The 25,452-nt window shown below is 33.3% G+C and carries 25 protein-coding genes; 14 read left to right on the top strand and 11 right to left on the bottom strand.

Annotation, left to right across the window (positions count from 1 at the left end):
* Positions 1-73: 73 nt before the first annotated feature.
* Genes RM697_RS04910 through RM697_RS04900 form a run of 3 tightly spaced genes read left to right on the top strand, consistent with a single transcriptional unit; the run spans position 74 to position 1,742 of the window.
* Positions 74-637 carry a GNAT family N-acetyltransferase gene (locus tag RM697_RS04910; RefSeq protein WP_311426745.1) on the top strand — a complete coding sequence of 188 codons (564 nt, stop codon included), beginning with the start codon at positions 74-76 and terminating at the stop codon, positions 635-637.
* Entirely contained in the window at positions 612-962 is a 351-nt protein-coding gene (locus RM697_RS04905; RefSeq protein WP_311426744.1) for a hypothetical protein, read from the top strand. Before RM697_RS04910 ends, RM697_RS04905 begins: the two co-directional genes overlap by 26 nt.
* A gap of 57 nt (positions 963-1,019) precedes the next feature.
* A complete protein-coding gene (locus RM697_RS04900; RefSeq protein ID WP_311426743.1) occupies positions 1,020-1,742 on the top strand; it encodes a hypothetical protein in 723 nt (240 codons plus the stop codon).
* A gap of 5 nt (positions 1,743-1,747) precedes the next feature.
* Here RM697_RS04900 and RM697_RS04895 read toward each other — a convergent pair whose 3' ends face one another.
* Positions 1,748-2,212, bottom strand: a complete 465-nt coding sequence (locus RM697_RS04895; protein ID WP_311426742.1) for a CBS domain-containing protein — start codon at positions 2,210-2,212, stop codon at positions 1,748-1,750.
* A gap of 100 nt (positions 2,213-2,312) precedes the next feature.
* On the opposite strand from RM697_RS04895, the gene RM697_RS04890 reads away from it, so the two are divergent.
* Both RM697_RS04890 and RM697_RS04885 read left to right on the top strand, forming a co-directional pair.
* Positions 2,313-3,122, top strand: a complete 810-nt coding sequence (locus RM697_RS04890) for an NAD(P)-binding domain-containing protein (protein ID WP_311426741.1) — start codon at positions 2,313-2,315, stop codon at positions 3,120-3,122.
* Positions 3,123-3,190: 68 nt separating this feature from the next.
* A complete protein-coding gene (locus RM697_RS04885; RefSeq protein WP_311426740.1) occupies positions 3,191-3,892 on the top strand; it encodes a hypothetical protein in 702 nt (233 codons plus the stop codon).
* A gap of 460 nt (positions 3,893-4,352) precedes the next feature.
* Here RM697_RS04885 and RM697_RS04880 read toward each other — a convergent pair whose 3' ends face one another.
* Genes RM697_RS04880 through purN form a run of 4 tightly spaced genes read right to left on the bottom strand, consistent with a single transcriptional unit; the run spans position 4,353 to position 8,572 of the window.
* Positions 4,353-6,251, bottom strand: a complete 1,899-nt coding sequence (locus tag RM697_RS04880) for an amidophosphoribosyltransferase (protein ID WP_311426739.1) — start codon at positions 6,249-6,251, stop codon at positions 4,353-4,355.
* Between the two features lie 52 nt (positions 6,252-6,303).
* Entirely contained in the window at positions 6,304-7,230 is a 927-nt protein-coding gene (locus RM697_RS04875; RefSeq protein WP_311426738.1) for a PfkB family carbohydrate kinase, read from the bottom strand.
* Between the two features lie 56 nt (positions 7,231-7,286).
* The gene (locus RM697_RS04870) at positions 7,287-7,928 is read right to left on the bottom strand and encodes a ribonuclease H1 domain-containing protein (protein ID WP_311426737.1); all 642 of its coding nucleotides are present in this window, start codon (positions 7,926-7,928) and stop codon (positions 7,287-7,289) included.
* Between the two features lie 56 nt (positions 7,929-7,984).
* Positions 7,985-8,572, bottom strand: a complete 588-nt coding sequence (gene purN, locus RM697_RS04865) for a phosphoribosylglycinamide formyltransferase (RefSeq protein ID WP_311426736.1) — start codon at positions 8,570-8,572, stop codon at positions 7,985-7,987.
* A gap of 181 nt (positions 8,573-8,753) precedes the next feature.
* Between purN and RM697_RS04860 the strand changes: the two genes are divergently transcribed.
* The 5 genes from RM697_RS04860 (at position 8,754) to pyk (ending at position 13,054) form a co-directional block, all read left to right on the top strand.
* The gene (locus RM697_RS04860) at positions 8,754-8,987 is read left to right on the top strand and encodes an acyl carrier protein (protein ID WP_027394586.1); all 234 of its coding nucleotides are present in this window, start codon (positions 8,754-8,756) and stop codon (positions 8,985-8,987) included.
* A 12-nt stretch (positions 8,988-8,999) separates the two neighbouring features.
* Positions 9,000-10,250, top strand: coding sequence for a beta-ketoacyl-ACP synthase II (fabF, locus tag RM697_RS04855; RefSeq protein WP_311426735.1), 1,251 nt, complete (start codon positions 9,000-9,002; stop codon positions 10,248-10,250).
* 7 nt (positions 10,251-10,257) lie between these two features.
* Positions 10,258-10,998 (top strand): ribonuclease III, encoded by a 741-nt coding sequence (gene rnc / locus RM697_RS04850; RefSeq protein ID WP_311426734.1) that lies wholly within the window; start codon positions 10,258-10,260, stop codon positions 10,996-10,998.
* 133 nt (positions 10,999-11,131) lie between these two features.
* Positions 11,132-11,608 carry an IPExxxVDY family protein gene (locus RM697_RS04845; RefSeq protein ID WP_311426733.1) on the top strand — a complete coding sequence of 159 codons (477 nt, stop codon included), beginning with the start codon at positions 11,132-11,134 and terminating at the stop codon, positions 11,606-11,608.
* Positions 11,609-11,611: 3 nt separating this feature from the next.
* Positions 11,612-13,054 (top strand): pyruvate kinase, encoded by a 1,443-nt coding sequence (gene pyk / locus RM697_RS04840; protein WP_311426732.1) that lies wholly within the window; start codon positions 11,612-11,614, stop codon positions 13,052-13,054.
* Here pyk and RM697_RS04835 read toward each other — a convergent pair.
* Together RM697_RS04835 and dinB are read right to left on the bottom strand one after the other, a co-directional pair.
* A complete protein-coding gene (locus RM697_RS04835) occupies positions 13,051-14,034 on the bottom strand; it encodes a TolB family protein (protein ID WP_311426731.1) in 984 nt (327 codons plus the stop codon). The genes pyk and RM697_RS04835 overlap by 4 nt on opposite strands.
* Positions 14,035-14,081: 47 nt before the next feature.
* Positions 14,082-15,194: a DNA polymerase IV gene (dinB, locus tag RM697_RS04830; protein ID WP_311427029.1), complete on the bottom strand. Its 1,113-nt coding sequence runs from the start codon at positions 15,192-15,194 to the stop codon at positions 14,082-14,084.
* 37 nt (positions 15,195-15,231) lie between these two features.
* Between dinB and RM697_RS04825 the strand changes: the two genes are divergently transcribed.
* Together RM697_RS04825 and RM697_RS04820 are read left to right on the top strand one after the other, a co-directional pair.
* On the top strand, positions 15,232-15,705 hold the full coding sequence (locus RM697_RS04825) for a CYTH domain-containing protein (protein ID WP_311426730.1): 474 nt from the start codon (positions 15,232-15,234) through the stop codon (positions 15,703-15,705).
* A 12-nt stretch (positions 15,706-15,717) separates the two neighbouring features.
* Positions 15,718-16,287, top strand: coding sequence for a YciI family protein (locus RM697_RS04820; protein WP_311426729.1), 570 nt, complete (start codon positions 15,718-15,720; stop codon positions 16,285-16,287).
* On the opposite strand, the gene RM697_RS04815 is transcribed toward RM697_RS04820, so the two are convergent.
* The 3 genes from RM697_RS04815 to RM697_RS04805 form a co-directional block, all read right to left on the bottom strand.
* Positions 16,288-17,325 carry an aldo/keto reductase gene (locus tag RM697_RS04815; RefSeq protein ID WP_311426728.1) on the bottom strand — a complete coding sequence of 346 codons (1,038 nt, stop codon included), beginning with the start codon at positions 17,323-17,325 and terminating at the stop codon, positions 16,288-16,290.
* Between the two features lie 343 nt (positions 17,326-17,668).
* Positions 17,669-18,628 carry an OmpA family protein gene (locus RM697_RS04810; protein WP_311426727.1) on the bottom strand — a complete coding sequence of 320 codons (960 nt, stop codon included), beginning with the start codon at positions 18,626-18,628 and terminating at the stop codon, positions 17,669-17,671.
* 42 nt (positions 18,629-18,670) lie between these two features.
* Positions 18,671-19,432 carry an exodeoxyribonuclease III gene (locus tag RM697_RS04805; protein WP_311426726.1) on the bottom strand — a complete coding sequence of 254 codons (762 nt, stop codon included), beginning with the start codon at positions 19,430-19,432 and terminating at the stop codon, positions 18,671-18,673.
* A gap of 165 nt (positions 19,433-19,597) precedes the next feature.
* Here RM697_RS04805 and RM697_RS04800 point away from each other — a divergent pair, with 165 nt between their 5' ends.
* Positions 19,598-23,014: a DUF8818 domain-containing protein gene (locus tag RM697_RS04800; protein ID WP_311426725.1), complete on the top strand. Its 3,417-nt coding sequence runs from the start codon at positions 19,598-19,600 to the stop codon at positions 23,012-23,014.
* Between the two features lie 71 nt (positions 23,015-23,085).
* Positions 23,086-23,619, top strand: coding sequence for a DUF3575 domain-containing protein (locus RM697_RS04795; RefSeq protein ID WP_311426724.1), 534 nt, complete (start codon positions 23,086-23,088; stop codon positions 23,617-23,619).
* A gap of 33 nt (positions 23,620-23,652) precedes the next feature.
* Here RM697_RS04795 and RM697_RS04790 read toward each other — a convergent pair whose 3' ends face one another.
* The gene (locus tag RM697_RS04790) at positions 23,653-25,365 is read right to left on the bottom strand and encodes an FG-GAP-like repeat-containing protein (protein ID WP_311426723.1); all 1,713 of its coding nucleotides are present in this window, start codon (positions 25,363-25,365) and stop codon (positions 23,653-23,655) included.
* Between the last annotated feature and the right edge of the window lie 87 nt (positions 25,366-25,452).

Below are 25,452 nucleotides of genomic sequence, written 5' to 3'. Positions count from 1 at the left end.
TAAGTATTACTTCATTTATGAGCTTGCATCACAAACGTAGTCGTTTGTAAACGAATAATTTGTACATTGGTTTATGATTTCATTTGCAATAGAAACTGATCGACTTATTCTCAGAGACATGAGAAACACTGACCTTGATAATATGTTTAGATTAGATTCTAGTCCATTAGTTCATCAATATTTAGGCAATAAACCTTTTACAGATAAAAGTCAGTCTCAAAACTATATTAATGAAGTAATCGAAGACTATAAGCGTTATGGGATTAGTCGATTGGTAGTTGAAGAAAAAGATACAGGTCATTTTATAGGTTGGTCTGGTTTAAGATTTTATAACAAGAAACATCAATATAATGGTAACTATAACTTTTTTGATGTTGGTTATAGATTGTTACCTGAATTTTGGGGAAAAGGTTATGCTACTGAAAGCGCAAAAGCCTCTTTGGATTATGGTTTCAATACAATTGGTCTTAATGTTATTTATGGTATTACAGAAAAAGAAAACGAGGCATCTCACAAAGTCTTACTTAAAATAGGTCTTAACTATACAGTAGATTTCTATGAAGACAAACTTAAAAAAGAGTTGCGTTGGTACGAGCTAAAAAAAATTGATTATGAAAAAGAAATGTCCAGAGTGTGATAACGATATTATCGGAAGAGTTGATAAGAAATTCTGTAGTGATGGTTGCAGAAACGCTTACAATAATCGTATTAATAAGGATAGTAAAAACTTAATACGAAACACGAATAATCGCTTGCGTAAAAATTATAGAATTTTAGAAGTATTAAATCCAGATCAGAAAAAGAAAGTGTCAAGAAGTAAGCTTATTGAACATGGTTTTGACTTTAATTACTTTACAAGTATTTACACCACAAAAGCAGGAGCTATTTACTATTTTGTCTACGATCAAGGTTACCTGCCTCTAGAAGGAGATTACTACGCATTAGTAAAACGAGAAAGCTAGTAAGGTGTAACGTTTTCATCAGTTTCAATACATATATAGTAACCATAACGCTAACCAATGCTACTAAAAAATCTTAGTATAATTATAAAAACAGATACCTTAGCTATTGCTGCAATTATTATCTTAATTTTTGGTAGTATCATTTTTGTCTCTTACTATTTTAGCAGAAAACAAAAAATTCTGAGAGCTTTAAAATCCTTTAAAGCAAAGCGCATTACTCAATTTAGAACTAATGAGCTTACAAAAACCACTGGCAAAGTTCTGCATGTTCATGAACCTTTAAAAGCACCTTTTACCAGAAGAGATTGTGTGGCTTATCATATAAAAATAGAGCAACACCGAAGCACAGGAAAAAGTTCGCACTGGAAAACGTTAGTTAGCGACTATGCTATTCAAGATTTTTTTATTGAACAACAAGGTGAGGTGGTTATGGTAAAACCAAAAGAAAACCCTAAAAACTACATGAGCTTTATGGTATCTGATCACAGTGCTAACTCAGGGACTTTTAATGATCCTACTCCAGAGTTTAAAAACCTGTTAAAGCGATATAATGTAAATAGTGAAACGATTTTAGGATTTAACAAACGTTTACGTTACACTGAACGAATCCTAGAAATTGGGGAAGTTATTACAGTTGGTGGTATTGCTAAGTGGAAAGAAATGAACGCTCCAATGTCTCAATATGGATCAACACGTATTGCTACATTAGAAAGTAGTAATGAGCAAAAATTAGTGATCACAGATGAGCCATCTGCCAAAGTAGATTATAAGAGAATTTAAAAGGATTATTTCCAGTTTTGTCCTTTGAGTTCTATTGCAGCTTTTAAAATATCTTTTTGGCTAATTTGTCCAACAAGTTTACCGTTTTCAACTATAGGGAATCGTCTAATTTTAGACTGTAAAAATTTATTTGCAGCATCAAAAACATTTAAATTACCATCAATGGTTTCAACGTTTTTAACCATACGTTTCTCAACGTTATCATTTTCCATAGGCATGTTATAATACCTACTTTCGCTAATTTGTTTAAGGCAGTCGCCTTCAGAAATGATACCAACGAGTTCATTTTTATCATTAACAACAGGACCGCCAGAAATCTTAAAACGAATTAAGGTATTAATAACTTCTTCAATGGGTTGTTCTGGTCTAAAGGTAATAAGGTCTCTAGACATATAGTCACTTACTTTTATTGATGTATTATCAGTTACTTGCTGTTGTTTTCTTGATCCTTGAAAGCTTTTAATTCCCATAACATATTCGTTTTAATGTACTTAAATATACATATTATTATAACACTCTACAAACACTAAGAAACATTAACTTTGCTATAATCTATAATACGATGCTATATTGAATAAACAAATTTCCATTATTGGTTGTGGTTGGTTTGGGCTTCCACTTGCTAAACAGTTACTCAAACAAGGTTATTTAGTAAAAGGAACCACAACATCTCAGGAAAAATTGCAGCACTTAAAAGCTTTTGGCATATTGGCTTATTCTTTAAGAGTTTTAGAGGATAGTATTGATGGTAATATTGAGGCTGTTTTAGAAGGTTCTGATATCTTGGTACTTAATATACCTCCTGGTTTACGTAAAAACCCTAATGCAAATTATATAAACAAGATTAGACAATTACTTCCCTTTATTGAAAAATCATCTGTGAGTCAGTTAGTATTAATAAGTTCTACGTCTGTCTTTAAAGATGAGTTCCCCTTCTCAATAATATATAATAGAACCGTACCTAATGCTGGCTCTAAAAAAGCAAAACAACTGATAGAGGTTGAGAGACTGTGTGCAACTAATAACAGCTTTAAAACGTTAATTATAAGATTTTCAGGCCTTACAGGAAATGAGAGACATCCAATACATATGCTATCAGGTAGAACAGATATTAAAAATCCAGAAGCACCAATAAATTTAATTCACTTAGAGGATTGTGTTAACATTGTTTCTTTATTGTTTCAAAAGAACTCAACCAATAACACTTACAATTTAAGCTACCCTTATCATCCAGCCAGAGAAATTTATTACAGAAGTAAAGCTGAGGCTTTAGGTTTACAGCCACCAACTTTTAATACAATGCTTTCTAGTGTTGGCAAGATTATTGATTCTTCTGAGATTGAAACAGAATTAGAGTATACATTTAAAGTGAAAATATAGAAATTAGGATTGTTTTAAGAGGCATATCGCTCTAATTTTTATAGTTTTGCGCAGCTAAAAATTATATAATGAAAAAATTAGTTTTCCTATCGCTTTTTGCATTTACATTACAAGTATCTGCACAATCCAATTCAGAATTAGTAAAACATTTTGAATCCTATTACCAACAGATGAAAAATCATGGTGATGTACAAGGTATTATTAACGCAATGACACATCTAGAGGTTCTTTCACCATTACAAGCAAGGAGAGATACACTTGCCTATGTGTACGCTTCTGAAGGTCGTAACTTAGAGGCTCTCAATACTATTGGTATAGAGCTTGGTACTGGAGATTCAGATCTCAATGTTGAGGTAAAAGCAATTGCATTAAAAGCATTAAATCAAAGAGAAAAAGCTTTAGTGCATTATGAGGAATTATTTAAAAGAAAACCCAATCCTTATATTGCTTATGAGCTTGCTGACTTAAAGATTCAGTTGCAAAAATTTGTGGAGGCTAAACAAAATATAGAGTATGGCATTGCTAACTCTAAAGACGACATGAAACGCAGTTTCTACGAATCTCAGCAGCCTTACCAGACCTCTTTAAAAGCAGCGTTTTTATGCTTAAAAGGTCTAGCCGTTTTTAACGAAGATCAAAAAGGAAACGTAGCAACAGCCATACAGTTTATGAACGATGCTCTTGCCATAGATCCTAATTTTAATCTAGCCAAGCTGAGTAGAGAAGCATTAGAGGCAAGACGATCACAAGAAGCAGCTAATAAAAATTAGGCAGTAAACATTTACGATAAAAAAAGTTCTACAATCTTGTGTAGAACTTAAATGAAAAAAGGTGAACAGAGAGTTCACCTTTTTTGCCCCAAATCTACCATAAACTTAACCTACTTATGTTATGGTGAGTCAAATATAAAGGCAGTAAATTCTAATAACCACATTTTTTGGATAAACTACTCAATTATTAGCTTAAACGAGAAATAGAAAGTTTTTATAAGAATAAAAGAATAGGTTTAATGTGAAGGTGAAGGGCTATTTATTAAATGCGCATAAAAAAAGGTGAACAGAGAGTTCACCTTTTTTTGCCCCAAATCTACCATGAACTTAACCTACTTATGTTATGGTTCTACTAATGTATACGTATTTTAGAAAGAGCACATAATTATTAGACGAAATGCACTTTTTTAGGTTAAAACACTAAATTTTTCGGACAAAGTGTTATAAATCAATAATTTGCTTAGTAAGCACGTTCTTTATTGCCTTCGTAAAAATTAATAAAAGCTTTATTGACTACGCGGTTTCCACCAACTGTAGGATAGTTTCCTGTAAAATACCAATCACCTAAATTCTTTGGGCAAGCTTTATGTAAATTTTCAATTGACTGAAAAATGATGTTTACCTCAGCATTTACAGATGAGTCGCTAAGGAGTTCTGCTATTTTATTAGAGATTTCTTCTGCTGTAAACGGATTATAAATCTCTTTTACAAAATTTTCAATATCAGCATCAGCTAAATCTAATTGCGCTTTACATTTTTTATAGACCTCTTCTACAAGGTGATATTGATTGGTATCTTTAAGTAAGGCAAGCGCAGCTCTAAAAGCTACTAAACTTTCAAGATTTGCCATATCTATTCCGTAGCAATCTGGATAGCGTATTTGAGGCGCAGAAGATACTACAACAATCTTTTTAGGATTTAAACGATCCATCATCTTAACAATACTTTTCTTCAAAGTCGTTCCTCTTACAATACTATCGTCTATGATTACCAAATTATCTGTCGGCTTAATAACACCATAAGTAACATCATAAACATGCTCTACCAAATCATCTCTGCTACTATCCTCAGTAATAAACGTTCTTAGCTTAACATCTTTGATCGCTATTTTTTCAATACGAGGACGCTCAGATAAGATATCAATTACTTTTTGCTTAGATAGTTTTCCACCTCCTGCTAATATAGCTTTTGTTTTTTCTGAGTTTAAGTGCTCTTCAACAGTTTCTATCATTCCAAAAAATGACGTTTCTGCAGTATTAGGAATATACGAAAACACACTGTTTTTTGTGTCACCTTCAATGGCTTCTAAGACTTTAGGCATTAATAATTTCCCTAATTCTTTCCGTTCTTGGTATATTTCAGCATCACTACCTCTTGAAAAATAAATCCGCTCAAAGGAACAGGCTTTACGCTCTAAGGGTTCTATTATTTTCTTTATAGCTGTTTTACCAGAACTTTTTGTAATAATTGCATGACCAGGTTCTAACTCTTTAACATCGTTAAATTCTACATTAAAAACTGTTTGTATAACAGGACGTTCTGATGCTACTACTACGACCTCGTCATCTTTATAATAATAAGCGGGTCTTATACCAGCAGGATCTCTTAAAACAAAGGAATCGCCATGACCTAAAAGCCCTGCCATTGCGTAACCACCATCCCAATCTTTAGACGCTTTTTTTAGGATTTTTGAAACACTTAATAACTCAGCAATTTTAGGAGATGCTTCTCGTTTGTTGTAGCCTTTTTTCTTTAAGTCTTTATAAATTTTTGTCACTGAATCATCTAAAAAATGACCGATTTTCTCCATGATCGTGATCGTGTCTGCTTTTTCTTTAGGATGTTGTCCTAGATCAACTAATCGATTAAATAACTCAGAAACATTAGTCATATTAAAATTACCAGCGACTATTAAATTTCTATGCATCCAGTTGTTTTGCCTTAAAAAAGGGTGTACACTTTCTACACTATTTTTGCCAAAAGTTCCATAGCGTACATGACCTAAAAACAACTCACCTATGTACGGAATATTTGCTTTTTGTAATTCAATATTATCCTTATACTCAGGATGCTCAGTCATTTCCTTGTTAATTCTGCCATTGATCTGAGAAAAAATATCCTGAATGGGTTGCTGTGCAATAGAACGTACTCTACTTATGTAACGCTCTCCTGGCTTAGTGTTGAGTTTTATACTAGAAAAACCAGCACCATCTTGCCCTCTATTATGTTGCTTTTCCATCATAAGATACATCTTATTTACACCATAGAAAGCAGTGCCATATTTTTCCTTGTAATACTCTAAAGGCTTAAGTAACCTTATTAAAGCTATACCACATTCATGTTTTAAAAAATCACTCATTTGAATTACAGAATTTGAGTAAATAAAAACGCGCTCGTTAAAGCGCGTAGTATTAATTTAGTTGTATATCGAATTGTGTTAGATTCTTAAATTGTTTTAATCGTTGTTGAATTTCTGAAGTCCCTAAATTTTGCATTCGCTCTGTCCCAAATTTCTCAACACAGAATGATGCTAAAGTAGAACCATAAATGACTGCATTTTTCATATTCTCAAATGAGATATCTCCTGTTCTTGCAATGTAACCTGCAAATCCTCCAGCAAAGGTGTCTCCTGCTCCTGTTGGATCAAATACTTCTTTTAGTGGCAATGCTGGAGCATAGAATACATTATCATCATTAAATAATAAGGCGCCGTGTTCTCCTTTTTTAATGACCACATACTTTGGGCCCATTTCATGAATTTTTTTAGCAGCCATAACTAGAGAATATTCTCCTGTTAGTTGTCTCGCCTCTTCATCGTTAATGGTAATAACATCGACTCTTTTAATAACATTATGCAAATCTTCAAGAGCACTATCCATCCAAAAATTCATAGTATCCAAGATGGCTAACTTAGGTTTATTAGTCATTTGGTCTAATACAGAGGCTTGCACTAAAGGGTGTAAATTACCTAACATTACAATTTCTGCATCTTTGTAGTTTTTTGGAACCACTGGATTAAAATCTGCTAATGTGTTTAACTCTGTAATTAAAGTATCTCGTGAGTTCATATCATTGTGATAGCGTCCACTCCAAAAAAACGTTTTGCCATCTTTTACAATTTCAACACCAGAAATATCAACATTTCTATCTGATAAAAGGTCTAAATATTCCTGCGGGAAATCACCTCCAACAACAGAGACAATTGAGGCATCAACTTTAAATTGTGAAGCAGCTAAACCAATAAATGTTGCCGCTCCTCCAAGAATTTTATCTGTTTTGCCAAAAGGCGTTTCGATAGCGTCAAAGGCTACTGTTCCAACGATAACTAATTTGCTCATAAAAGCGATTTGAAATTAGGTGCAAATTTACACAAAAAAATAAGTTATAGCTTTAATTATTTGCGCCCAAAATCTGCAGGAATTTCTCCCCATGCTTTAGTTTCCCATTTTACAATTGTTGTTGAATAATCATTCGTTTTCAACCAGTTTATTGCACGATCAACAAGCTCAAACATATCTTTATTAGCTTTATTCCGCTCTAATTTAGAGTTGCATTGTTTTTTACGAACCCAACTCATTGCAGTTTTAGAGTCTGTATACAGTATAAGTTTACTGTTGTTTTTCTTCAACAATGCTAAACCATGAACAATTGCCAAAAACTCTCCAATATTATTAGTGCCTTCTTCAAAAGGACCTTGTTTAAATAGTTGCTTTTTAGTTTTTGTATCCACTCCACGATATTCCATCTTCCCAGGATTACCGCTAACAGCTGCATCCACACAAATAGACTTTAGATTTGGATCTCCAATTTTTTTTAGATCATCATCTGATAATTCGCTCTTAAAGGATTTAGACTTGCCAACGTAATCTTTATAATTGCTTTTAAAAGCTTTTTTAGCAGCATCAAAAGATGAAAACGATTTGTAAACTGCTCCTTTAAAATCTTTAGTTTGCGCTTTACAATCCTCCCAGGATTCAAAGACTCCAGGATGGTGTCCTTTCCAAACCACATAATATTTTTTATTTTTTTTAGACAACTATTTTCGTTTAATATAATGGTGGCTAAGGCTCTCGAAGGCACACTAAGGTAATTTTAGTTAGGCACTTCGAGAGCCTCAGCGCCCAACAATTTTTCTACAACTTTCGGAAAATGCTTCATCTCTAAATCATGAATCTTAGCAGCAATATCTTCAGCAGTATCCATAGTCTCAACCTCACACTTTGCCTGAAAAATAATAGCACCTTCATCATAATTCTCATTAACATAATGAATGGTGATCCCAGTTTCGGTTTCGTTATTAGCGATTACAGCCTCATGCACATGCATACCATACATACCTTTTCCGCCAAATTTTGGTAAAAGTGCAGGGTGAATGTTAATGACTTTATCTTTATATTCATCCAAGATAAAACCTGGGAATTTCCAAAGAAAGCCAGCCAAGACTATAAGATCTGGTTGCGAGCTTTTTAATAGGTTTAATACGTCTTTAGATTTGGAAAACGCCACTCTATTAAACGATAAAGCGCTAACATTCAGATTTTTGCATCGATCTAAAACTTTGGCATGAGGATTGTTAGTCAATACCTGAATAACAGTCGCATTATCGCTGTTGTGAAAAAACTTAATTAAATTTTCAGCATTAGATCCACTTCCGGAAGCAAAAATTACAATACGTTTCATTTACAGGTATAACGGTTATTATTCAAAACAAAAAAAAGAATAATAATTTACAATTAGACACTAAAAGTAAAGACATCTGTCGATTTTCTGCAATAAAGAGCACATTTTATCGGTAAAGATGATTTTTAAAATAAAGTTTTTTATTTTTGCGGTCTAATTAAAACTTAAAAATTAAAAGATTATGTCAGACATTGCATCAAGAGTAAAAGCGATTATCGTAGACAAATTAGGTGTTGATGAAAACGAAGTTGTAACTGAAGCGAGCTTCACTAACGACTTAGGTGCAGATTCATTAGATACTGTAGAATTAATTATGGAATTTGAAAAAGAATTTGATATTCAAATACCAGACGATCAAGCTGAAAACATTGCAACAGTAGGTCAAGCGATTTCTTATATAGAAGACGCAAAATAATAACTCTTTTTTATGGAATTAAAGCGAGTTGTAGTTACTGGTCTAGGAGCACTTACACCTATAGGCAATACCAAAGATGAATATTGGAATGGTCTTATTAGTGGAAAAAGTGGTGCTGCGCCTGTAACACATTTTGATGCTGAAAAGTTCAAAACACAGTTTGCTTGTGAAGTAAAAAACTTTGAGGTTACTGACTTTATTGATAGAAAGTTAGCTCGTCAGATGGATAAGTTTTCTCAGTATGCAATGGTCGCTTCAGATGAAGCGATTGCAGACTCGAAATTAGATCTAGAGACGATAAACAAATTAAGAGTAGGCGTAATTTGGGGTGCTGGTATAGGTGGTTTAGAAACATTTCAAGAAGAAGTGCTAAACTTTGCCGCTGGTGACGGAACACCTCGATTTAATCCACGGTTTATCCCAAAAATGATTGCTGATATAGCACCAGGAAACATATCGATAAAATATGGTTTTATGGGACCAAATTACACCACAGTTTCTGCTTGTGCATCTTCTGCTAATTCAATGATCGATGCTTTAAACACTATACGTTTAGGACATTGCGATGTTGTTGTTACTGGTGGAAGCGAAGCTGCAGTTGCTATTGCTGGTATGGGAGGTTTTAATGCTATGCATGCTATGAGCACTCGAAATGATAGCCCAGAAACAGCATCTAGGCCTTTTGATGCTACAAGAGATGGTTTTGTGTTAGGTGAAGGTGCAGGTTCTATTATTTTAGAAGAGTATGAACACGCTAAAGCAAGAGGTGCTAAAATCTATGCAGAAGTTGTAGGTGGAGGTTTATCTTCTGACGCATATCATATGACAGCTCCTCATCCTGATGGAATTGGTGTTGTTGCAGTGATGAAAAATTGTTTAGAAAACGCTGGTTTAAATCCTGAAGACGTAGATCATATAAATACTCATGGGACATCTACACCATTAGGTGATGTTGCCGAGTTAAAAGCTATATCTGAAGTATTTGGTAACCACGCCAAAACTATTAATATTAATTCTACTAAATCTATGACAGGTCATTTGTTGGGTGCTGCTGGAGCTATTGAAGCTATTGCTTCAATTTTAGCTATTGAGCATGGTATTATACCACCAACAATAAACCATGAAACAGTTGACGAGAACATAGATCCAGAATTAAATTTAACACTCAATAAAGCTCAAAAAAGAGATATTAAAATAGCAATGAGTAATACCTTTGGATTTGGCGGTCACAACGCTTGTGTATTATTCAAAAAATTAGATTAAATCCCGAATGAGCTTCATTCGTAACATACTAAATTCCCGTTTTGATAAAGGCGGGAATTTTTTTTTACGCGTTGAAAAAATCGTAGGGTTTAAACCCAAGAAGAAAGGACTTTATGTAAAAGCATTTACACATAGATCCATGAATCTGAAAGATAAAAATGGCAATGCCATTAATTATGAACGCTTAGAGTTTGTTGGAGATGCTATGTTAAGCTCGGTAATAGCATTTTACCTTTTTGAAGAAGTACCTCATGGAGATGAAGGTTACTTAACTAAAATGCGATCTAAAGTAGTAAGTAGAGAACATCTTAACGAGTTAGGAAAAGAACTTAAACTTATTGATTTAGTAGAAACTAATATTCCAAAACAAAATTTCGGTAATAATATACATGGTAATTTATTTGAGGCTTTAGTTGGTGCTATATACCTAGATAAAGGCTATAAGTACTGCGAAAAATTTATATACAAACGTGTCATTAATCCACATGTAGATATTGAAAAACTTGAAGGCAAGGTCATTAGTTACAAAAGCCTGCTTATAGAATGGTGTCAGAAAGAAAAAAATAGTTTTGATTATAATGTCTATGAAGATACAGGCAACGATGATCTTAAACATTTTTCAGTAAAGCTGTCTATTAATGATAAAGTGGTAGCTAAAGCCAGAGCAACTTCAAAAAAGAAAGCCGAAGAAAAGGCTTCAAAACGTGCATTTTTTGCTTTTCAGAAGCAGATTACACGGTTCATATAAATTTCATTATTCAAATATCAGTTTTTTTGTATTAACGCAATCGTTTTCGTATTAATAGACTGTTAACATTAGTGGTTTCTTATCACTTAAAAACATCTATTATACTATCTTTACATTTGGTAGAATAATAGTTATGGCACTTCATAAGTTAGTAGTTGATGATTTTTACGATGCATCATTTTCTTTAATTGCTGTACATTGCAGAATTAAAGATTACAGGTTAGCCTATCTTATAAATCAGAAATTAAACTTAAAATTATCACGTCAGAAATACGATTTAGACTTTAATTATTTTGCGGCATACTATGCTGTTTTTGAATGGGAAAATGAAGATCAATTTATAACTTGGAATCTAATCGCTAATCAATGCAAAACAGAAGAAGAAAGTTTACAAAGTTCTGGTTCCTTGTTTCAGAATAATAAAGTGCAGAAAACATATCAATTGCTACCTGAGTTAAAATCTGTAGATTACCTTTTAAAAATCACCAGTGAAACAGGTCGAATTAATGAAAAAGTTATTACAGAAAAATTACAACGAATACCACAAATTATAACAACTTACAGTGTTAACGTTTCTAAAATTAAAACAAAAGAACATTTAATTTTTTAGTTTATGCCTAACCAAAAGAAAACCAAGATCGTTGCAACTTTAGGTCCAGCAACAAGTAAAAAGGAAGTGCTTAAAGACATGTTACACGAAGGTGTAAATGTTTTTAGGATTAATTTCTCACATGCCGACTACAAAGATGTAAAAGAGCGTATTTTTATGATAAGATCACTCAACGATGAGTTTGGTTTTAATGCTGCTATTTTAGCTGACCTTCAAGGCCCTAAACTTAGAGTAGGTGTTATGAAAGGTGATATTGTCGTCAATCCTGGTGACGAAATTATTTTTGCAACAGGTAAATCCTTTGAAGGTACCAAGGAACGCGTCTATATGACATATGATAGTTTTCCTAAAGATTGCAAGCCAGGTGAACGTATTTTGTTAGACGATGGTAAGTTGATTTTTGAAGTCGTTTCAACAGATGGTAAAACTGAAGTAAAGGCAAAAGTTATTCAAGGTGGACCGTTAAAATCTAAAAAAGGTGTAAACCTTCCTAATACAGCTATTTCCCAACCTGCTTTAACTGAGAAGGATATTGAAGATGCTATTTTTGCAATAAGTCAAGACGTGGATTGGATTGCTTTATCCTTTGTAAGGCATGCTGAGGATCTTATTGAACTTCAAGATTTAATAAAAGAACATACAGATCATAAAATCCCTATCATTGCTAAGATAGAAAAACCAGAAGCTGTTGAAAACATTGATAAAATTGTTGCCTATTGTGATGGTTTAATGGTTGCTAGAGGTGATCTTGGAGTAGAAGTTCCTGCTCAAGAAGTACCACTCATTCAAAAGCAATTAGTGTTAAGAGCTAAACGTGCTAGAATACCAGTAATTATCGCTACACAGATGATGGAAACCATGATTACGAGCTTAACACCAACGCGTGCTGAGGTTAATGATGTGGCCAATTCTGTAATGGATGGTGCAGATGCAGTTATGCTTTCTGGCGAAACATCTGTTGGTAAATATCCTGTACAAGTGATTACACAAATGTCTAATATTATTAGAAGCGTTGAGGATTCTCATCTTATAGAAGTGCCACAATCGCCACCTCATATTAGAACCAAGCGTTATATTACAAAAGCAGTTTGTTATCATGCAGCAAATATGGCTAATGAGATTAATGCAAAAGCCATTTCTACTTTAACCAATAGTGGCTACACAGCCTTTCAAATTTCGGCTTGGAGACCTTCTGCTCACATATTAGTGTTTACCTCCAACAAGCGTATTTTGACGCAACTAAGTTTGCTTTGGGGTGTTAAGGCTTTCTTTTACGATAAGTTTGTAAGCACAGACGAAACGATTGAAGATGTTAATGCTATAGCTTGTAAAAAAGGATATTTAGAAGTTGGCGATATGTTGGTGAGTTTAGCAGCGATGCCAATACAAGAAAAGGGTATGGTCAATACATTGCGAGTAACTGAGATTAATAGCTGTAGTTATTAGTTGCTTAAATTATTAAAATCTACTTTATAAATTCTACTGGCTCCATTATCATATTTATTAATTTCAGAGATTAATTCTTCATTAGTAAAACCATTTTCTTTCATCTCAACATTACTTCTTCGGCTTGTAAAATAAAGTGTACCTTTATTTACAAAAGGGCAAAACTCCATATATTTAGAGTTAATTTTATCCCCAAGGTTTTCTGCTTTAGTCCATATTCCGTTTATATTTTTAGAGATATACAGATCACCAGAGCCTAGCGCATCTGGTCGTCGCCAGCCTCCAAATATAATGTAAGATTCATCAGGTGCAATAAAGGCATTATATTCTGCTCCTTTAGTATTTACGCCTTCTCCTAAAATAGTTGGTTCTGTATAGGTGTTATTTTCCCATTTACTAACAAAAATATCATCGGCAGATTCTAGTTCTTTCTTTATCGTAGTAAAGTAAATATTACCATTGCTTGCTACTGCAGGATAAAATTCATCTTCTTCAGTATTTATTGGAGCTCCAATATTTTTTGGTTGAGACCATGAAGCGCTTTTACTAGTGCGCTCTACATACCAAATATCCATATCTTTTGTGTTGGTGCTATCTTTAGAAATAGGTCTATTAGATACAAAATAGAGTTTTAAATTATCAGGTGATAAAAAAGGTTCTAAGTCGGTATATCGACCTGAAAAAGCACTAATTTCTGGCTCTTGCCATGTATTGTCTTTCCTTTCCATTTTCATGATTACTGATAATTCTCTCGCAGGACTTTGTAATGTAAAGTAAGCCTCAGTTTCATCAGTATTTAAAGTGAAATCTCTAACATTTGTAAACTGTGAAAAGATGTGTTCTGCAAAGGGCTGAACTCCCTCTTTTTGTTCTGTGGTTGTTTCAGCTTTAACCGTTTTGTCCTTTTTTACTTCTTTTTCTTTGCATGAAAAAAATAAAAGGACTAAAAATATAGAAAGAATAACATTGAAAGGTTTCATGTTTTGGTGGTTTACGTTAGTCTTATAAACTTAAGTAATTCAATGGATTAAAACTCAAACTTTAACTGAACGCTAACAGATTTCTCTTTATCCTTAGTAGCTTTAGTATAGGAGGATTTAACTGTATTCAAATTAGATAAAGAAATACCTAGCAGCCTAACAGAGTTTTTTAATTTATCTTGGTAGAGTAGTTGTTTTGCAGTTTCTAAAATAATACTTGTATCACTCACAAAATACGGTAAGGTTTTGCTTCTAGTCTGTAGTGTAAAGTCACTATATTTTATTTTCAGTGTAATAGTTTTACCAGCAACCTTACTCTTAGATAAGCGCTTATTAACCTCCATGGCAATATGCTCTAGTTTTTCTAGCATAAAAATTTCTGATGATAAGTTTTCACTAAATGTGCGCTCAGCTGCCAGAGATTTTCGTATACGGTTTGGTTTTACTTCGCTGTTATGAATGCCACGAACAACATGGTAATAGTAACGACCAGATTTACCAAAGTTTTCATCGAGATATTCTAAACTTTTAGCTTTTAAATCCTTACCTGTAAAAATACCTTTTTGATACATTTTTTCTGCCGTGACTTTACCAACACCATAAAATTTTCTAATATCCAAGTCTTCTAAAAACAGAAGCACATCCTCAGGATTTACTGTTTTTTGACCATTAGGCTTATTATAATCACTTGCAATTTTAGCTACAAACTTATTAATAGAAATTCCAGCAGATGCAGTCAATCCTACTTCATTAAAGATGCGCTGTCTAATTTCTTTAGCGATTAAAGTTGCACTTGGGTTTCCTTTTTTATTCTCTGTAACATCAAGGTAGGCTTCATCCATAGATAAAGGCTCAACCAAGTCCGTATAATCAAAAAATATAGATCGTATACGATATGATAATTCTTTATAACGTTCAAAATCAGTTTTTACAAAGATTAAATCCGGACACAGTTTTTCTGCCAATCGCCCAGACATAGCGCTTTTTACTCCAAATTTTCTAGCCTCATAACTAGCAGCGCTAATAACTCCTCGTTTTCCGCCTCCACCAACTGCAATAGGTTTACCTTTAAGATCAGGATTGTCCATTTGCGCTACAGAAGCATAGAATGCATCCATATCTACATGAATTATTTTTCGTATTGGTAAATCAACTGACATCATGTAAATTTAGCCATTAAATGGCTTTTAATTATTTATGATTGAAATAGAACGTAAATTTTTAGTTAATAACAACACTTTTAAAGAACAAGCCTTTAAAAGTGTTAAGATTGTTCAAGGGTTTTTAAGCACAAATCCAGAACGAACGGTTAGAATTCGTTTAAAAGACGACGTAGGTACTATGACAGTAAAAGGTAAAAGCTCTGGAGATGGATTATCGCGTTTTGAATGGGAAAAAGAGATATCAAAACCAGATGCATTAGACTTGTTAGAACTATGCGAAGATGTTAAAATTGATAAAACAAGATATTTAGTAAAGGTTGAAAATCATACATTTGAAATAGATGTATTTAATTTAGATAATGAAGGCCTTATCATTGCTGAGGTGGAGTTAAACTCCGAAAACGAGGACTTCCCTAGACCAGAATGGCTAGGAAAAGAAGTTACAGGTGATATTAAGTACTATAATTCTCAGCTAAGTAAACAACCGTTTAACATTTGGAATAACTAAAACAAATCAACCATGAAACAAATTTTAATAGCACTTTTTGTTATCTGCTTTTTGGTAAGTTGTAAAGATGAAAATCAAACGCATTCAAAAACTCAAGATTCTAATCATACAGAAGAGCAACATAGTAAGGATAAGAATCATCACTCAGAAGATCATGCTAATGATAAAGCATCTAAACCAAACGTTCTAAAAAAGTCGACAGCCAATTTAAAGAAAGAGCTTACCGAAAAAGGGTTTCAGGTTTTTGATTATGTTGATGAAAAAACTCAAGATACAATAATCATGCAACGTTATTACATAGCGTTTCTTAAAACAGGGCCTATACGTAATCAAAATGAAGAAGAAGCTGCACAGTTACAAGAGGAACATTTAGAACATCTTGGCAAAATGTACGAACTTGGTTATGCAGATATTTCAGGTCCGTTTGATGATGAAGGCGACATTAGAGGCATTACCATATACAATGTTCCAACTCAACATATGGCAGATAGTCTAGCCAATTCAGATCCTGCGGTAAAAGCAGGGAGATTACAAATTGAAATTCATCCTTGGTGGGCAGCTAAAGGTTTTGCCTTACGTTAATTATGGTGCTGGATTAGGAATTTCTGAGTGCACTGCATTTATAGCCTCAAGAATTTCCGCATCTAAATCTATATGAATACTATTAATATTCTCTTCCAGTTGCTCTAGTGTGGTAGCTCCTATAATATTGCTTGTTAAAAATGATCTCTGATTAACAAATGCTAAGGACATTTGTGCTAAACTCATATTATATGTTTCGGCAATTTTTAAATAGCGTTTTGTAGCTTTTGTTGATTGTTCACTGCTATATCTTGCAAATCGCGGGAATAATTTTAAACGTGCATTATCAGAAGCAGTTCCCTTTAAATATTTACCAGAAAGCACGCCAAATGCCATTGGAGAGTATGCTAGTAAGCCTATATTTTCTCTATGAGCAATTTCGGCTAAATCACCTTCAAAAGTTCTGCATAACAAAGAGTATGCATTTTGAATAGTAACAGGTCTTGGTAGATTACTATTTTTAGATTCTTCTAGGTAACGCATAGTTCCCCAAGCACCTTCATTAGAAATACCAACATGTCTTATTTTACCAGATTTCACAAAATCGTTTAATGAATGTAGAATCTCATTAAAATTATCTTTCCATGGATCATTAGAATTATGCTTATAATCACGAACGCCAAAGGTATTGGTTTCACGTTCTGGCCAATGTAATTGGTACAAGTCTATATAATCGGTTTGTAAACGTTTTAAGCTATTATCAACGGCTTCTTGCAGAGCTTCTTTACTAAAACCAGTAGTTCTTATGTGCGCTGTATAGTCACCAGTACCAGCAATTTTTGTAGCGAGTATTACTTTATCTCTATGACCAGTTTTTGAAAACCAATTACCAATGATGCGTTCGGTTTCTGCATAGGTTTCTGCAGTAGCTGGTACAGGGTAAAGTTCAGCACAATCAAAAAAATTAACACCTTTATCTAAAGCCATATCCATTTGCGCAAAGCCTTCATCTTGGGTATTTTGATTTCCCCAAGTCATGGTGCCTAAACAAATTTTGCTGACTTTGATATCTGTGTTTGGTAGTGTTGTGTATTTCATGTTAATTTCCGTTAAAGCAGTAATCTTATTTAAACATTGTGTAATTAAAGTGGATTCCTGCCTGCGCAGGAATGACAAAAATAAGAAGACCTCACAGGTTTTTAAAACCTGTGAGGTCTAAAAATGTGTTAAGGTTTTTATTTGAGATTCTTCGCTTCACTTTGTTTCGCTCTGAATGACAATTGCACTCAATGTCATTCAGAAGGCTACTGAAATTAAAGTATACTTTAATTGAAAGCATATTGCGAAGCAAACTAGTGAGAAATCACTGCTCCACTTTTTTTATTTTAGATTCTTCGCTTCACTTTGTTTCACTCTGAATGACAAGCGCTAATGTTTGCACTTAAATCTCGTTCAACAACTTAGAAATCTCATCTAATTTTGGTGTTAAAATCACCTCTATCCTCCTGTTTTTGGCTTTACCTTCAGGCGAGTCGTTTGCTGCTATTGGTGCATATTCCCCACGACCAGCTGCTGTAAGGTTTTCAGGATTAATGGCAGCGTTTTCACGTAAAATGTTTACAATGGCTGTGGCGCGTTTTGTAGATAAATCCCAGTTGCCACTCAGTTGTGCGTTACCTTTATAAGGTACGTTATCTGTGTGGCCTTCAATAAGAATAGCAATTTCTGGATTTTGGGCCAGCACGCTACCAAGTTGTTGTACCGCTTGTCGTCCTTCGGCACCAACAGACCAACTTCCAGACTGAAATAACAACTTATTTTCCATGGACACATAGACTTTACCATTGCGCTGTTCTACCGTTAAGCCCTTACCTTCAAAATTGGTTAAGGCTTTTGAAATAGCATCCTTTAATTTACGCATTGCAGCATCTTTTGAAGCTATTACATTCTCTAGCTCAGCAACACGTTTCGACCTGTTTTCAAGTTCTTTTTTAAGATTTTCTAACCGTGCACTTTCTGCCGCTAAGGCTTGTTCTTTAGCCTCTAATTGTGCTAATAACTCTCTGTTTTTTTGAGAATTTTCAGCTATGGCTGCAGAACTATTTTTTTCTAAGGCATCGTAAGATGCTTTCAAGTTATCTAAATTAGTCTTTGTTGCAGCTAATTCATTTTGAAGTTGATTACGCTCTTTAACGGCTTTGTCGTAAGCCGATTGTAGTGCGTCTAATTCATTTTGAAGTCCATTTTTAGATTTCAGAAGCGATTCATTTTCATCTTCCAAGCCACTGTTTTCTCGTTTTAGATTAGCATATTTATCTTCTAATTCAGTATAAATCTTTTTTGAAACACAAGAGGTATTTATTGAAAAAAGTAATGCTAATAATACAAGTTTTTTTATCATTTGAGTTCTGTTTTTTAGAGTGTTAATTAAGACTTCTCGATACTAAATATCTAGTTCTAATAATATTGGGCAATGGTCACTATGAACAGCATCAGATAAGATAACGCTTCGTTTTAATTTTTCTTGTAAGGGTTGTGTTGCCATAGCGTAATCTAATCGCCAACCTTTGTTGTTTGCTCTTGCGTTTGCTCTATAACTCCACCAAGTATATTCTTGTTTTTCAGGATGTAAATATCTAAAACTATCTATAAATCCACTATCTATAAAAGAGCCAAGCCATTGACGTTCTTCTGGTAAAAATCCAGATACACCTTTCATTTTTGGATTATGAATATCAATCTCTTCATGACAAATATTATAATCACCACAAACAATGAGGTTTGGTCTTTCTTTTCTTAGCTCTGTATAGTATTCTAAGATATCGTCCATATACTTAAACTTAAAATTTAGTCGTGCATCATTGGTTCCTGAAGGTAAATACATGCTCATAATGGAAACATCTCCAAAATCGACACGAAGGTTTCTGCCCTCAAAATCCATAGCTTCAATTCCTGTTCCATACTCTATATGATTAGGTTCTTTTTTACAAAGAATAGCAACACCACTATAGCCTTTTTTTTGGGCGCTATACCAATAATTAAATTTATATCCTGCGGTTTCTAATTCAGTTATATCAACTTGCTCTTCTAAAGCTTTAATTTCTTGTAAGCATATGACATCAGGATTTGCAGCAGACAACCAATTTGTAAAGCCTTTTTTCATAGCTGCTCTAATGCCGTTAACGTTATATGAGATTATTTTCATGTTAATGTTTTGATTAAACTGCTTTAAGTTTTTTTAATAGTATCCTTTAAAATTTAACCGTTTAAGTAAATTTTAGCTAAAATAAATAATACTGTACTTTTACCCTAAGGTTTTAAACTGCTTTTAACGCAATACTATTTAAGGCATTATTGAGTTAATTAATTGATGAAAATTGCTATTCGTTTATTGTTTATAATGTTTGGTTGTGTTGTTTTTTCTCAGACAACGACATCAACTCTGAGAACAAAAAAACTAATCGTAAAAGATTCTATAAAATTAGACTCGGTAAGTATTAATTCATCCCGATTTAAATTAACCACTAAAACCAATGTGGTTTTAGACTCTTCTTATTATATCATAGATTTTTCAAAGGCGCTTTTGGTATTTAAAAAACAAGTTCCTACAGACAGTATTATTGTTGAGTATTTAAGATACCCAGAGTTTCTTACAAAGACCTACAAACAACTCGATGAGAAAGTTATTGTAGATAATACAGATAACCTTCAGCGTTTATATAAACTTAATCAATCCACACTAAATAGAACATTTACACCTTTTGAAGGTTTAAATACTTCTGGAAGTATCTCTAGAGGTGTTACTATTGGTAACAATCAGAATTCGGTATTAAATAGCGAGCTAGACCTCCAGATTTCTGGGAAGCTTAGCGAAAAGGTCACTTTACGAGCCTCTATACAAGATGCAAACATTCCATTGCAAGAAAGTGGTTACTCACAGCGCTTAGATGAATTTGACCAAGTGTTTATAGAATTATTAAGTGATGATTGGCGTATAAGAGCTGGTGATATTGATTTAACAAATGCAAACAGTTATTTTGCTAATTTCACTAAACGTGTTCAGGGCTTGTTAGTTGATGTAAATTTAAGTGAAAAAACACATGTTTTTGCTTCAGGCGCTTTAGTAAGAGGTCAGTGGACTACAAGCCAATTTATAGCCCAAGAAGGCAATCAAGGTCCTTATAAACTGCGAGGACCAAATAATGAATTATTTGTTTTAATAGTTTCTGGTAGCGAAACGGTTTATGTTAACGGAATTCCTTTACAACGTGGAGAAAATGAAGATTATATTATAGATTATAATGCAGGAGAACTCATTTTTAACTCCACGTTTCCAATTACATCTGAAATGCGAATTACTGTAGATTATCAGTTTAGTGAGCGCAATTATTCCAGGTTTACAGTATTTGGAGGTGCTGCTTACAACACTGAAAAATTAAAGCTTAATGTTTCGGTGTTTTCAGAAAATGACGCTAAAAATCAGCCTTTACAACAAAATTTATCTACAGAGCAAACACAGATATTAGCTAATGCAGGAGATGATACTAGTTTAATGGTTGCGCCATCAGATTCACCTGAAACGTTTTCGGAAAATAGAATTCTTTACAGAAAAGAGATTATCGATGGTATTGAGGCTTTAGTATTTTCAACCAATCCTGAGGATGAGTTGTTTAGTGCACGTTTTACATTAGTTGGCGATAATCAAGGTAATTACATTCTTAGCAACTCTAATGCTGTGAGTAATATTTTTGAATTTGTATCTCCAGTAAATGGTATTCCGCAAGGAAATTATGAGCCAATTATTCAGCTTATAGCGCCAGAGAAATTACAGATTGCTGTAGTTAATGGAACCTATCAGCCTTCAGAAAAAACTGCTATTTATTTTGAAGCTGCAGGAAGTAAAAATGATCTAAATTTATTTTCGGATATAGGTGATAATGATAACGATGGTTTTGCTGGTAAACTTAAAATAAGTCAGCAGTTAATACAATCTGATAGTTTATGGAATTTATCAGCATTTGCAGACTCAGATTATATTCAAAAAAACTTTAGAACAATACAGCGATTATACAGAGCTGAGTTTAATAGAGATTGGAATTTAGATAGCCCAACAGGAAACCAAGTGCTACTTTCTTCTGGAGTTAATTTATCTCATTCACAAAAAGGCACAGCAAACTACACGTTTGAGCATCTTAACTTTTCCGAAAGTTTTAATGGTAATAGACACAATTTGTTTGCTAACCTGAGATTAAAAGGGCTTCATTTGTTTACAACATCGAGCATACTAAGTAATAGAAGTTCCTTATCAGAATCCACATTTTTTCGTTCGTTTAATAGAGCTGTTTACGGCTTTAAAAAGCAATGGGTTGGTACGAAAGTAGCCTTGGAAGATAGCGAGCAAAAAACTTTAGCTACAAATGAGCTCACCAACCTGAGCCAAAAGTTTACATCTTATGAAGTATTTACAGGTATTGGAGATAGTACTGCAGTATTTGCAGAGGTTGGATATAAATTTAGAGTTAACGATAGTTTAAGAGGAAATGGAGTAGAGCGTGTAAATACCTCTAACACCTATTATTTAAAATCAAGATTAATTCAGAATGAAAAAACAAATTTAGGCCTCTTTATTAATTATAGAAGTTTGAAGAATGAAGATAATTCTGTTGAAGATGAACAGTCTTTGAATTCTAGGCTAACATTTAATCAGAAACTATTTAAGAACATAGTGTTATGGAACACGGTTTTTGAAACTAACTCAGGAACCTTACCTCAACAGGATTTTACTTATGTAGAGGTAGAAGCAGGACAAGGCACTTACACGTGGATAGATTATAACAACAATGGTGTACAAGAACTCAATGAATTTGAAATAGCCCAATTTGCAGACGAAGGTAATTATATACGTGTTCTACTGCCTAATCAGGTCTTTGTAAAAACACATCAAAACCGGTTTAGCCAAACCTTAACACTTAATCCTCAACAATGGTCTGGCTCAGAAAACTCATCAAAGAAATTCTGGTCTCATTTTTATAACCAAACCTCTTTTTTAATAGATAGTAAACGTTTAAGAGCAGATAATGAATTTAATTTAAACCCTTTAGATGCTTTGGCAGACGATGCAATTGAGCAAGGCTTTTTGTCCATTAATAATAGTATTAGAAATGTTTTATTCTATAATAGAGGTAAGCAACGTTTCACAACATCTTACACTTACTTGAGTAATAAAAGTTTAAGCTTACTTTCTATTGGAGGTATAGAAAACGCATTACAAAGTCATCAACTCAATTTTAATCATAAATTTGCCCAATCGTGGTTATTAACATTTGAAGGGAGTAGCTCTAAAAATGAAAGTTTAAATGAGAATTTTGCGAGTAGAAACTTTGAGTTAGAAGAATTACGATTTGAGCCTAAACTCTCTTACTTATTCAATGAAAATGCGCGTTTTGATGTCTTCTATAAATTCACCACAAAAGATAATGCTATTGGTGATTTAGAGTCGTTAGAGCAAAATAATTATGGTTTGTCCTTTACCTACAACAATGCTCAAAAAATAGCGTTAACAGGAGAGTTTAATTTCTTTAGTAACACTTATAATGGCAATGCAAATACACCAGTTGCTTATCAAATATTAGAAGGGTTGCAACCTGGCAATAATTTCACATGGAGTGTTTTAGCGCAAAAAAAACTGACCAAGTTTTTAGATTTAAACTTAAACTATTTTGGTCGTAAAACAGAAACATCTAAAGTTATCCATACAGGAACTGTACAATTAAGAGCGTATTTTTAAAAATTATTAGTTTTTTTGCGCAACCAAATAGAAAATTACACATCTAATTAATATGTTTATATTATGAGCTTATGAAAAAGTATACATTATTTGTTATTAGTTGTTTGTTTATATTTCAATCGTTTTCACAAGATAAACTAGAAGACGATTTAACAAAGAGGAATTTTAATGAAGTTAAACTTAATGCATTATTATTAGTTGCTGGCTCTTTTGAAGTTGGTTATGAACGCACTATTAATGAAGAATCGTCTTTTGGATTATCAGTCTTAGTTCCTTTTGATAGCGAGATTAAAGCGAATATAGAATATTATATATCTCCATATTACAGATTTTACTTTGGAAAAAAATACGCAGCTGGGTTTTTTCTAGAAGGTTTTGGAATGTTAAACTCAACAAACCGAAATAATGATTTACCATTATTTACAACACCTCAGAGTGAATTTGTCACAGATTTTGCTCTAGGAATTGGTGTTGGTGGAAAATGGCTTACAAGAAAAGGATGGACAGGAGAACTTAATTTAGGAATTGGGCGCAATTTATTTAATTCAGATAAAGGAGATGAAATTGTGGCCAAAATAGGAATAACTTTAGGCTATAGATTTTAAAGCATAGTCTTAAAATATAATACTTTGATTTATTTATTCCTTAATAAATCGAATGGTTTTTTCTCTACCTTCTGCATTAAGTTGAAGGAAATATACACCAGATTGAAACTCTGAGACATCAATAGTAAAATTGAGTGCGTTTTCAGAATTTGAATAAATACGCTGCATTAAAGTGTTATAGATTGCTATTTCAGAAATAATGGTATTAGAGTTTAGCTTAAAAATAGAATTAACAGGATTTGGAGTTAAACTAACATCTATACTATTAAATTCATTGACCGATAATGAAGATCCTTCTACGACATTTAACACCTGATTTACTGAGACATTAAAAAATACATCTTCAATACCACTTAGCCATTTAACTTTTAAATATTCAATATTGGTTCCGTTTCCTAATCCAAAAAACTCAGTACCCGAATTTTGGGATAAATAACCCTCGCCACAATGTGTGTATCTATACATAACATTACCAGCACAAGACAGTTCTATAGTACTTCCTATGCCATCTCTATTACTAGTTGTACCTTCAAGATTAATTTTAATCCAATTGTTATTTTCGGTGTTTGTATTTTCCCAAAGAAACACATTTTGGTCATTGGTATTAGTCACTGCAAAATCAGCTAGACCATCATTGTTTATATCACCAATAGCATTAGAATGACTATAACCTTCATCATCATCAAATCCTGCGTTTTCAGGTTCGGTAAATGTACCATCATTCATATTCTCATAAAATGCCGCAGAAGGATATATAGGATGATTGTATAACGAACCACTGACGTATAGATCTATATCAGTATCATTATCACCATCTAAAAAAGCTGCTCCCCAACCAGTACTGTTAAATTCAGTACCAGTACTCTCAGCAACATCTGTAAATGTACCATCACCATTATTTTTTAAAAATGCACTTGGCCCAAGATTTGTTACGTAGATATCAAACCAACTATCGTTATCAAAATCACCAACAGTAACTGTCATGGCATCAATAAGGACATTGGTTCCTGTTGCCTCACCTACTTCTGTGAACGTTCCATCTCCATTATTGTGGTACATTAAATTATAATGCACAAGTTTATCGTTAGAAACATAAATATCTTGCCAGCCGTCTTTATCATAATCTATAAAAGCAGAACAAAAACTCAAATGCTTATCACTATCGAACCCGGCTTCTACAGATACATCAGTAAATGTACCATCACCATTATTTCTGTATAAAAAATTTGGCGTTGTTGTTAAAACAGTTTCGTCTCTATTAGTTAAGAAAACATCTAAAAAACCATCGTTATTGTAATCGCCCCAAGAAGCACCATAAGTAAAAAAACTGAAGTTAGGAAAACCAGCTGCTTCAGTAATGTCAATAAATGTAAAATCACCTTGGTTTTCAAAAAGACGATTTAAATCTTGATCGCTTGTTACAAAAAGATCTTTATCGCCATCGTTATCAAAATCTACCCAATTTATCTGTTTAGTTTGATAATTAACGGATACTCCACTTAAGCTATGAAGCACAAAGGATCCGTTTATATTTTTAAAAAATTGAATGTTCTCACTATCTGCTGTCGCAAAAGTTAAATCGTCCCAACCATCACCATCTGCATCAAAAAAAGTAACTCCATTACCAATGTAAGTAGTCCCGCAAGAAAAATCTATACCAAGTTCCGTGGCCTTTTCCTGGAAGGATATTTGCCCAAAAACAAGCAAAGAAAAAAACATGCAAATTAGTGACAAGTAAAGTTTCATAAGAGCAATTTGTTTTTTGTGCAAATTATTAAATAATGACCTAAAAATCAAAAAGCTGTCTATTTTCTGACAGCTTTTTGGTGGTAT

This window comes from Microcosmobacter mediterraneus (genome assembly GCF_031846265.1).
Taxonomy (GTDB): domain Bacteria; phylum Bacteroidota; class Bacteroidia; order Flavobacteriales; family Flavobacteriaceae; genus Microcosmobacter; species Microcosmobacter mediterraneus.
The sequence above is the reverse complement of the archived record's forward strand: the minus strand, read 5'-3'. Positions and strand labels throughout refer to the sequence as shown.

Excerpts from the sequence above, each read along its gene's own strand:
- RM697_RS04875 (WP_311426738.1), bottom strand. The coding sequence starts at position 7,230 with ATGAGCAAATTAGTTATCGTTGGAACAGTAGCCTTTGACGCTATCGAA.
- RM697_RS04895 (WP_311426742.1), bottom strand. The coding sequence starts at position 2,212 with ATGGGAATTAAAAGCTTTCAAGGATCAAGAAAACAACAGCAAGTAACT.
- RM697_RS04835 (WP_311426731.1), bottom strand. The coding sequence starts at position 14,034 with ATGAAACCTTTCAATGTTATTCTTTCTATATTTTTAGTCCTTTTATTT.
- dinB (WP_311427029.1), bottom strand. The coding sequence starts at position 15,194 with ATGTCAGTTGATTTACCAATACGAAAAATAATTCATGTAGATATGGAT.
- RM697_RS04900 (WP_311426743.1), top strand. The coding sequence starts at position 1,020 with ATGCTACTAAAAAATCTTAGTATAATTATAAAAACAGATACCTTAGCT.
- pyk (WP_311426732.1), top strand. The coding sequence starts at position 11,612 with ATGCCTAACCAAAAGAAAACCAAGATCGTTGCAACTTTAGGTCCAGCA.
- RM697_RS04825 (WP_311426730.1), top strand. The coding sequence starts at position 15,232 with ATGATTGAAATAGAACGTAAATTTTTAGTTAATAACAACACTTTTAAA.
- RM697_RS04795 (WP_311426724.1), top strand. The coding sequence starts at position 23,086 with ATGAAAAAGTATACATTATTTGTTATTAGTTGTTTGTTTATATTTCAA.
- RM697_RS04910 (WP_311426745.1), top strand. The coding sequence starts at position 74 with ATGATTTCATTTGCAATAGAAACTGATCGACTTATTCTCAGAGACATG.
- RM697_RS04815 (WP_311426728.1), bottom strand. The coding sequence starts at position 17,325 with ATGAAATACACAACACTACCAAACACAGATATCAAAGTCAGCAAAATT.
- purN (WP_311426736.1), bottom strand. The coding sequence starts at position 8,572 with ATGAAACGTATTGTAATTTTTGCTTCCGGAAGTGGATCTAATGCTGAA.
- rnc (WP_311426734.1), top strand. The coding sequence starts at position 10,258 with ATGAGCTTCATTCGTAACATACTAAATTCCCGTTTTGATAAAGGCGGG.
- RM697_RS04790 (WP_311426723.1), bottom strand. The coding sequence starts at position 25,365 with ATGAAACTTTACTTGTCACTAATTTGCATGTTTTTTTCTTTGCTTGTT.
- RM697_RS04885 (WP_311426740.1), top strand. The coding sequence starts at position 3,191 with ATGAAAAAATTAGTTTTCCTATCGCTTTTTGCATTTACATTACAAGTA.
- RM697_RS04845 (WP_311426733.1), top strand. The coding sequence starts at position 11,132 with ATGGCACTTCATAAGTTAGTAGTTGATGATTTTTACGATGCATCATTT.
- RM697_RS04880 (WP_311426739.1), bottom strand. The coding sequence starts at position 6,251 with ATGAGTGATTTTTTAAAACATGAATGTGGTATAGCTTTAATAAGGTTA.
- RM697_RS04810 (WP_311426727.1), bottom strand. The coding sequence starts at position 18,628 with ATGATAAAAAAACTTGTATTATTAGCATTACTTTTTTCAATAAATACC.
- RM697_RS04805 (WP_311426726.1), bottom strand. The coding sequence starts at position 19,432 with ATGAAAATAATCTCATATAACGTTAACGGCATTAGAGCAGCTATGAAA.
- RM697_RS04820 (WP_311426729.1), top strand. The coding sequence starts at position 15,718 with ATGAAACAAATTTTAATAGCACTTTTTGTTATCTGCTTTTTGGTAAGT.
- RM697_RS04905 (WP_311426744.1), top strand. The coding sequence starts at position 612 with ATGAAAAAGAAATGTCCAGAGTGTGATAACGATATTATCGGAAGAGTT.
- fabF (WP_311426735.1), top strand. The coding sequence starts at position 9,000 with ATGGAATTAAAGCGAGTTGTAGTTACTGGTCTAGGAGCACTTACACCT.
- RM697_RS04800 (WP_311426725.1), top strand. The coding sequence starts at position 19,598 with ATGAAAATTGCTATTCGTTTATTGTTTATAATGTTTGGTTGTGTTGTT.
- RM697_RS04860 (WP_027394586.1), top strand. The coding sequence starts at position 8,754 with ATGTCAGACATTGCATCAAGAGTAAAAGCGATTATCGTAGACAAATTA.